4 protein-coding genes are annotated in these 6,893 nt (G+C 41.1%); 1 reads left to right on the forward strand and 3 read right to left on the reverse strand.

What is annotated here, in order from left to right:
• Positions 1 to 47: 47 nt before the first annotated feature.
• Entirely contained in the window at positions 48 to 1,907 is a 1,860-nt protein-coding gene (locus tag WN50_RS25150) for a tRNA-guanine transglycosylase (RefSeq protein ID WP_046279130.1), read from the reverse strand.
• Between the two features lie 861 nt (positions 1,908 to 2,768).
• Between WN50_RS25150 and WN50_RS25155 the strand changes: the two genes are divergently transcribed.
• Complete coding sequence (locus tag WN50_RS25155) at positions 2,769 to 4,706, forward strand: lipoxygenase family protein (protein ID WP_046279131.1); 1,938 nt, start codon at positions 2,769 to 2,771, stop codon at positions 4,704 to 4,706.
• A gap of 102 nt (positions 4,707 to 4,808) precedes the next feature.
• On the opposite strand, the gene WN50_RS25160 is transcribed toward WN50_RS25155, so the two are convergent.
• Positions 4,809 to 5,849, reverse strand: coding sequence for a catalase family protein (locus WN50_RS25160; protein ID WP_049561155.1), 1,041 nt, complete (start codon positions 5,847 to 5,849; stop codon positions 4,809 to 4,811).
• Positions 5,850 to 6,042: 193 nt separating this feature from the next.
• Entirely contained in the window at positions 6,043 to 6,744 is a 702-nt protein-coding gene (locus WN50_RS25165; protein ID WP_046279133.1) for a GIY-YIG nuclease family protein, read from the reverse strand.
• Positions 6,745 to 6,893: the final 149 nt, after the last annotated feature.

A 6,893-nucleotide genomic window follows, 5' to 3' on the forward strand; every position in this document is an offset into this window, starting at 1 on the left:
CTAAATTTTATGATTTATGTTTTCCGTTTGTTCTGTTATTTATGTGATTAAAATTGACTGAGAATAGCATTAACCTGCTCTACTAATTCTGCCACATTTTCTTTTCTATAGAACTCAGAGAATCTGCGACTTTTAGGTTTAACAGGAAGTACCAGAAAATCAGATACCACTTTTGCTGTTTGTTCTAGAACAATTCGATAAGCCATGCTGGTTGCGTATCCAATACAAGCAATATAGCGATCGCTGTACCGTTCTATATAGGAAACCAGCCGCTCTGTAATTAAGGCACTCTGGACTTTATCGATCTGCTCTAAACGAAAATCATAACTCATAATAGCGGGTTTTTGCTCATATTCCTCTGGCACAGGCCCATAAAGTCCAGACAATGTAACTTTTTGTATCAAATCTGTCTTTTCACCTAAAATTTTCTCCAGTCGTTCTGAAATAAATTGATGAGAATGAGACTTAGAATAGGGTTTACCACCGGAACAAGGAATAATCAATAACACCTGCTTATTTTTTAAAGGCTTGTAACCATTACTGAGAATATTGAAATCATCTGGAGTATGCTTTAAAGAAATAACTTGATTTTTTACAGGATTCTTTTGTTTATTTTGGAATGACACTGGTATGAGTATGCGCGAAAGTCTAACTCTCAAATCCTCCTGTTCTTGTGCAATAAAATGTAGTGCTGGACGCAACTTAGAAAAATTTTCAGTATGTTCAATTAAATATTCTTGTAATGAATCTGCCGCTATAGCATCTTTAGTTTTTTCAACAATTCGGAAATCCATCTCTAGATTATGTAAAGCAATATCTCCATAATATTTGCTTTTGTAGTGGCCGTTATGGGCTGGAATACCTCGAATATCTGAAGTCAGTGCATTTTTTATATGTTCTAAATTCCCTTGTTGACAGACTCGACAATTACAGGTTAACTCTTCCATTTCTAAAACATGAAGATATCGTCCATTTTCAGGATTAATATACTCTAAACTTCTAGCTTCTTGAACATAGGTACTAGAGTCAAAGCTATCAACTCCCAAGTAAGCAAGTAAAGGAATTAGACTCCCCGTAATTCCGAAAACATGAATTGGTGTTTTATTACGTTTATTTTCTGGAATACTTTCCTGTAGCCCTAAAAGAAGATTAACAATTATTTCGTATTTGTGACCTCCTCGTAATGGTACTAATGAGCCTACAGCCAATCCAAAGTTCGTCTCTTTTAACTCTTCCCTATTAAACTGATCAAAAATTTGCCTAACGTAATTACCGATACCCTCTCGATCTTGACCATGAGTGGCGACGTAAAGAAAAGGTTTGTAGTCCGAGTTAAGTTTAAGTTGTAATGCCATAGTAACAGCATTATCTATGCTTTTTTGCATTCTTTCTTTGGCTTCTTCAACTGCTAAATTAGGAGGCAAAGGATAATCTAGCGTCGCAATAATATCACCACCAAAATCTTGTTGTAGGTTAAGAATGGACTGGGGGCCTTGACCATTCTCAATGGATAAACCATAGGCAGATAAGTCTACACTCTTTTTCCAGAGAAGTTGATAGCCACCAGAGTCAAGAAATAAAGGTGCGGTATAGCTAGTTAAAGGTGGTGAAACTTCCTCTATGTAACGTTGTTTTATCCCTTTTTCTCTCCATTTCTCTAAAGATTGACTTCGTTGCCGAATAAAGTCTAAAAAATGAAGTACCTGAGACATTACAGGTTTATTACGTCGTAGTAAGCCGTTGGATTCATCTGCTTGTAAAATATATTTCCATAATCCCCCTCCTTTGGGCGTTGTACCAGTAATCAAAGATACAACAGGAAATAAGATAGGCGTAGAGATCGATTGATTGTTATTAAGATCTAGTGTTCCTATACGACCGTGCTTAAAAGATTGACCTGAAAACATACTTTAACCTAGAGAGAGGGATGAAATTATCGTATCCCTAAAACTTATTGTTGAGTCTTTGGTTGAACTTATGGAGCCACCAACCCATAATGATACTAACACTCCTCAAAATCTCAATGATATTGGGAATTTTCGTTCATCGGGGTTGAGATAGCAACTGCGAGAATTATAATTAACCTTTGTGGAACCGGGGAACACATAGCTCACATTGATCAAGAAGTTTTCTAGACGGACGTGGTAGAATACTGAATCAAACCCTAGCGACAGATTTCGTGACGTTGCGACTCAACCTGCTAGGGAAATCTTTAATGCCTTCGTTGGCGATTTCTTCGGGGGTAAAGGGGTAAAGGGCGGAGGTAGACATTTCAGGGCGATCGCATCACAGCAAAATTATTTTACCGACATTTGGGCAACAGTTTACCCAATAAACTTAAAAATTCCCTAAATTAACTGTAGGAGCGTTCTTGCTAGCCTCAAAAGATAGAATCAATTCGATTAGGATGATGTATCTTTATGAGGATAATAGACTCTAAATCAAAGTAAAAATTCTCGATGAAATTACTATTTTTAGGGTTGGGGAAAAACTGAAACAACTCATCGAAATTTAGCCAAAAAAGACTAAAAAAACCCGTTTTTCACCGAACCCAGCTTTGGGCTTGTTCCTCACCTTTTGCCCGCCCTCACAGTTAACTTTAATTTTGTCCGACTCCTGATTTTTTACATTTCCTGAAATTCATCAAAATTAACAGAACTTTAATAATAAATCTAGGATGGTGAGCGAAAGTTACTGAATCCTATGATAGAACTAATTTAGGTCTGCTAGATCAGCATCAGAACCCATCAAGTCTTTTGGAGCAATTTATGGTTTTCGATTTATCTCGCAGTGAGCAACAAGGCCAATATCGCTACAACCCAGACAGTTTGAAGACAGGCGGGCCTGCACGCATTTTTCCCCATGCCGGAGAGGATGGAGTCCTGCGTTATATTTTAACCGAACTACGGCTTAATTTGACCAATAAGGGGCAGGTTTCCCAGCCTTTTAGCATGATTTTGGAACAGTTAGAAAAAAGCTTGGCAGCACTTGAAGAAGGTTGGTCTACATTAACGACTTTTCTAGCAGATGTAGAGTTTTTACACGAGGGATTGTTGAATTTTAATCTACCACCTAACGAACAGTTTAATAGTGATTTTATTAAACTCCGTAAGGAAATGGCAGAAGCGTTGAGGGCTGCTATTAACGCCGCAGAAGAAGTTCAGCGAGAGAATCGCTCATCTCAACTTTCTATCACAGAACAAGCCAAACGTCAAAGAGATAAATTCTACGAAGCACTAGAGAAAAAAGGACGCTCCCGCCCCCAAGTTAGCCTCATTCACGAACGAGAAGGGGGGTTAAGCGATCGCGAATTTGCCCGTCAGCGCTTGGCCGGACCAAACCCGATGATCTTGCGTCGCCTGCAACAACCCGAAAAAACCCTCCTGCAAAGTTGGGCATCATCCCCATCCTATCAATTGGTGAACGGCGAATCACTGGATTTGATCAATGCTGCCACAGCCAATCGCCTGTTTATTGCTGATTATCCCCTTTTAGACCAACTGACGGCAGCCGATTTGCAAGTCGATCGGTTTGTTCCCAGTCCCAAAGCCTTATTTTACAACACCGGGCGGAAACTCGAGCCAATTTTGATTCAATTGGAACCGGGCGGCATCTTTACCCCCGCAACTTCCGCAGATGCCGATGAATGGATGCGGGCAAAACTCTATTTTCAGGTGGCAGATATTACCCACCACGAACTGATCGATCACCTCTGTTACACCCATCTGGCGATGGAAGCCTTTACCATTGCCACCTCCCGACAACTGCCTTCCCATCACCCCTTCTATCGTCTGATCAAGCCCCACTTTCAGTTTTTATTGGCGATCAATACTCGCAGCAATGCCGTCCTTTTGGACGACGCCGCACTGGTGGATAACCTGATGGCGCCGACGAGAGAAGTATCCTTAGATCTGATCAACCAAGCCTATCGTCAGCGGCCCTTCTCAGATTATGCCCTCCCCAATGATATTAAAAACCGGGGGGTGAGTTCCGAGTTTTTGGCCGAGTTTCCCTATCGCGACGACGCCCTGCTGTTGTGGAATGCGATCGCCAAATATGTCACCGCTTACTTACAGCGATACTACCGCGATGACCAAGCCGTTAGTCAAGACCCTTACCTACAAGCGTGGGCGGCGGAGTTGGGCGCCCCGTTAAACACTCGCTCTTTGGCGGAATTTCCTCAAAAACCCGCCTGGTTGCCCTCGCAAGTGTCGGGGATGGTGGGTCTGGAAATAGAATCCTTGCCAGACTTTCCCCGTGTTCCCGGCTTTTCTGCCCAAATTACCACACTGCAACAGTTGATCGACATCGCCACCCAAATTATCTTTACCAGTGGCCCCCAACACGCCGCAGTGAACTTCAATCAGTTCGACTACGCCGGCTATGTACCCAATTTTCCCCTGGCTGCCCACGCCCGACCCGACGTTATTACCTCTACGGAGGAGATGTTGCCCTCTGTCGAAAAAGACTTGCAGCAGATGAAGATTACTTTTGCCCTCAGTGGGATATTTTTTGGAGAACTAGGCCGTTCTGATTTAATGGGATTTGTCGAAGACGGCGATCGCAAAATTCTTGCCAATTTCCAGGCTGAATTGTTGGAAATAGAGAAACAAATTAAAACTCGAAATCAGCAGCGTCTTTCCGACGATGGGGTAGACTATCGCTACCTGCTTCCTTCCCAAATTCCCAATAGTATCAACATTTAGCGATCGCGTATATTAACCGAAAAATTTGAGTTTTTGACACTCCCCGCCATTCGCTGACGTTCGGTGTCAAAAACTCTACAACCTGACCAGATTTACCCGATTTCACTGGGGAAAACGTTCTTCACCGTTGGGTTCTTGGGGAGAAACTTGATTGAGTTCGCGCCGTCGATCAGATATCGTTTTATAGACTAAATTTCGAGCGCGATTCACTCCCCCTAAAGGTTGATGTGCCTCCAAACTGTGCCAGGGATTGTAGGAAAGATGTTCGCAGAATTCCATCTGTTCATCGGAGTCAAAAGTCTGGGGGGGAATTTTAATTGTAGCCACTTTAATAAAAGGGGAATCCCACTGAATGGTCGGATCTTCTATGGGCATTTTCACCGGATCGCTTTGCAACTGCACCAGAAAATCAAAACAAGCTTCCTTGGTTTTCAAATGTTCAACCATCGCTTCTCGAAGGTAGTTTTCAGACTCGGAAATCGTTGGATTTTCGGGAGCGGGAGAAGTGGGTTTTGCAGAATATTTCATCGCCTGGGAACCCAACTTGTAGGGTGTTGTACTCCAATACTGAACGAGAAGCGGATTACCAATCTTACTACTTTGAATCGTTCGGATAATTCTAAATTCTGACAAACGCCATTTAAAGGGATTTAGACTCGGAAAGAAAAACTTCAATGGTGCTTTCCCCGGAGATTGTTTTATGACATTAAACAAATCCACATAGTCGGGGATATTACGAACAAAAAACACCGGATGATTGATCATCAAAAAGTCCTGGGTGTGCTTTTCATCATCCAACAACTTTTTCCCTTCCACGCCCATCAGTTTAACCGTCATTCCTCTACCATCGCCTTTGGTATCGGGCTGTTCAGCATTCCCCGAACCGTTGGAAAAACGAATCCAAGCCGGGAAAGTCGAGGGTTCTTTAAAAACACCAACCCTGAGATTTTCAGGTAGGTTAGCCTCAACAATAAATTCTGCTTTCACACAACCGTGATGCTTGGCGTGTTGTCCTCGCCGAACGGGTTCTTGATCGGTTTGAAGACCTGCTTCTATAATAGCAGTCATGTTTGCGATCGCTTCTGCTTCACCTGGGGCGGGATATTCTTGACCAATTTCTAAAGGTTTTGCTGGACTTGGCATAAATTCCTCCGAATGAATTGAAGTTTAGGCGGATTATCTTTACTATCATTGCAACGACAGCAACCGCCTCCTATTGATCCTTTACGGTTCGATAACAGCGTTCCAGTTAAAAACTCCCTAAATTCACGGCGATCGCATCACAGCAGAATTATTTTATTTTATCCCAATTTTGCCAACAGTTCACCCAATAAACTTAAAAAATCCCTAACTTTTTCATCGAACGACTTATAACTCTATCAAATTGGATCATAGATATAGTATATTTCTTCAGACAATACATAAATCTGGGGTCAGACCATCCGGAACTTGGATATTCTATTTGATGATAGGCCAATAATTTATTTTGGCGATCAACAATTTCTTCTAAAAGCTTATTGCCTTCTTTTTCACAGTCCAGTTCTATTTCTAAATCGTCAATTTGATCTTTCAAGACCTTGATAATGTTATTTTTGTCTTTTTCTTGCTCAAGTTTTATTTTTAATCGAACAATTTCATCTTTCAATACATTAAGTTTTTGTTCATAAATTTCTCTAACTCTAAAGTATTCTCTAAACAACCCCAGTGCTTGGTCTTCGGAATCAAATTCAAACCATTCGCCATGTTTTCTGCGATGTTGAAACATCTGATGCAATCTTCTTTCATCTTCCTTATAATTATTGGATTCAACGCAATCTAAAATATGGGTTTTGCATGGAGCCTGATTTTTAAGTTCTTGAAAACGTCTCTGATAATTTTTAGTGATCCCGATTTTACATCTATTTAACTCAGGAAATGAAGAATAAAGATAAACATATCCGGTTTGGGGTTTATCCATCGATGAGATATCATCGCTTTGTTGTTTATTTTGCACTTTCATTCCTCCCAAATGAATCTCACCTGACAACTCAAATTCCATTCTTTTAAAACAAAGATAGGGGCAAAAAGCCCCCGTTTTGTCAATGAATCTAACTCGATAATATTATGTCCTGTTGATTAATTCTGTTAGAGGATGGGGCGGGTTTATCTCAACATCGGAGTAGTAGTAAAGATATTGCAGAACCCGCC

The organism is Limnoraphis robusta CS-951, from assembly GCF_000972705.2.

What these genes read in the sequence shown, in the direction of transcription:
- WN50_RS25155 (WP_046279131.1), top strand. Translation starts at nt 2,769, where the DNA reads ATGGTTTTCGATTTATCTCGCAGTGAGCAACAAGGCCAATATCGCTAC.
- WN50_RS25160 (WP_049561155.1), bottom strand. Translation starts at nt 5,849, where the DNA reads ATGCCAAGTCCAGCAAAACCTTTAGAAATTGGTCAAGAATATCCCGCC.
- WN50_RS25165 (WP_046279133.1), bottom strand. Translation starts at nt 6,744, where the DNA reads ATGGAATTTGAGTTGTCAGGTGAGATTCATTTGGGAGGAATGAAAGTG.
- WN50_RS25150 (WP_046279130.1), bottom strand. Translation starts at nt 1,907, where the DNA reads ATGTTTTCAGGTCAATCTTTTAAGCACGGTCGTATAGGAACACTAGAT.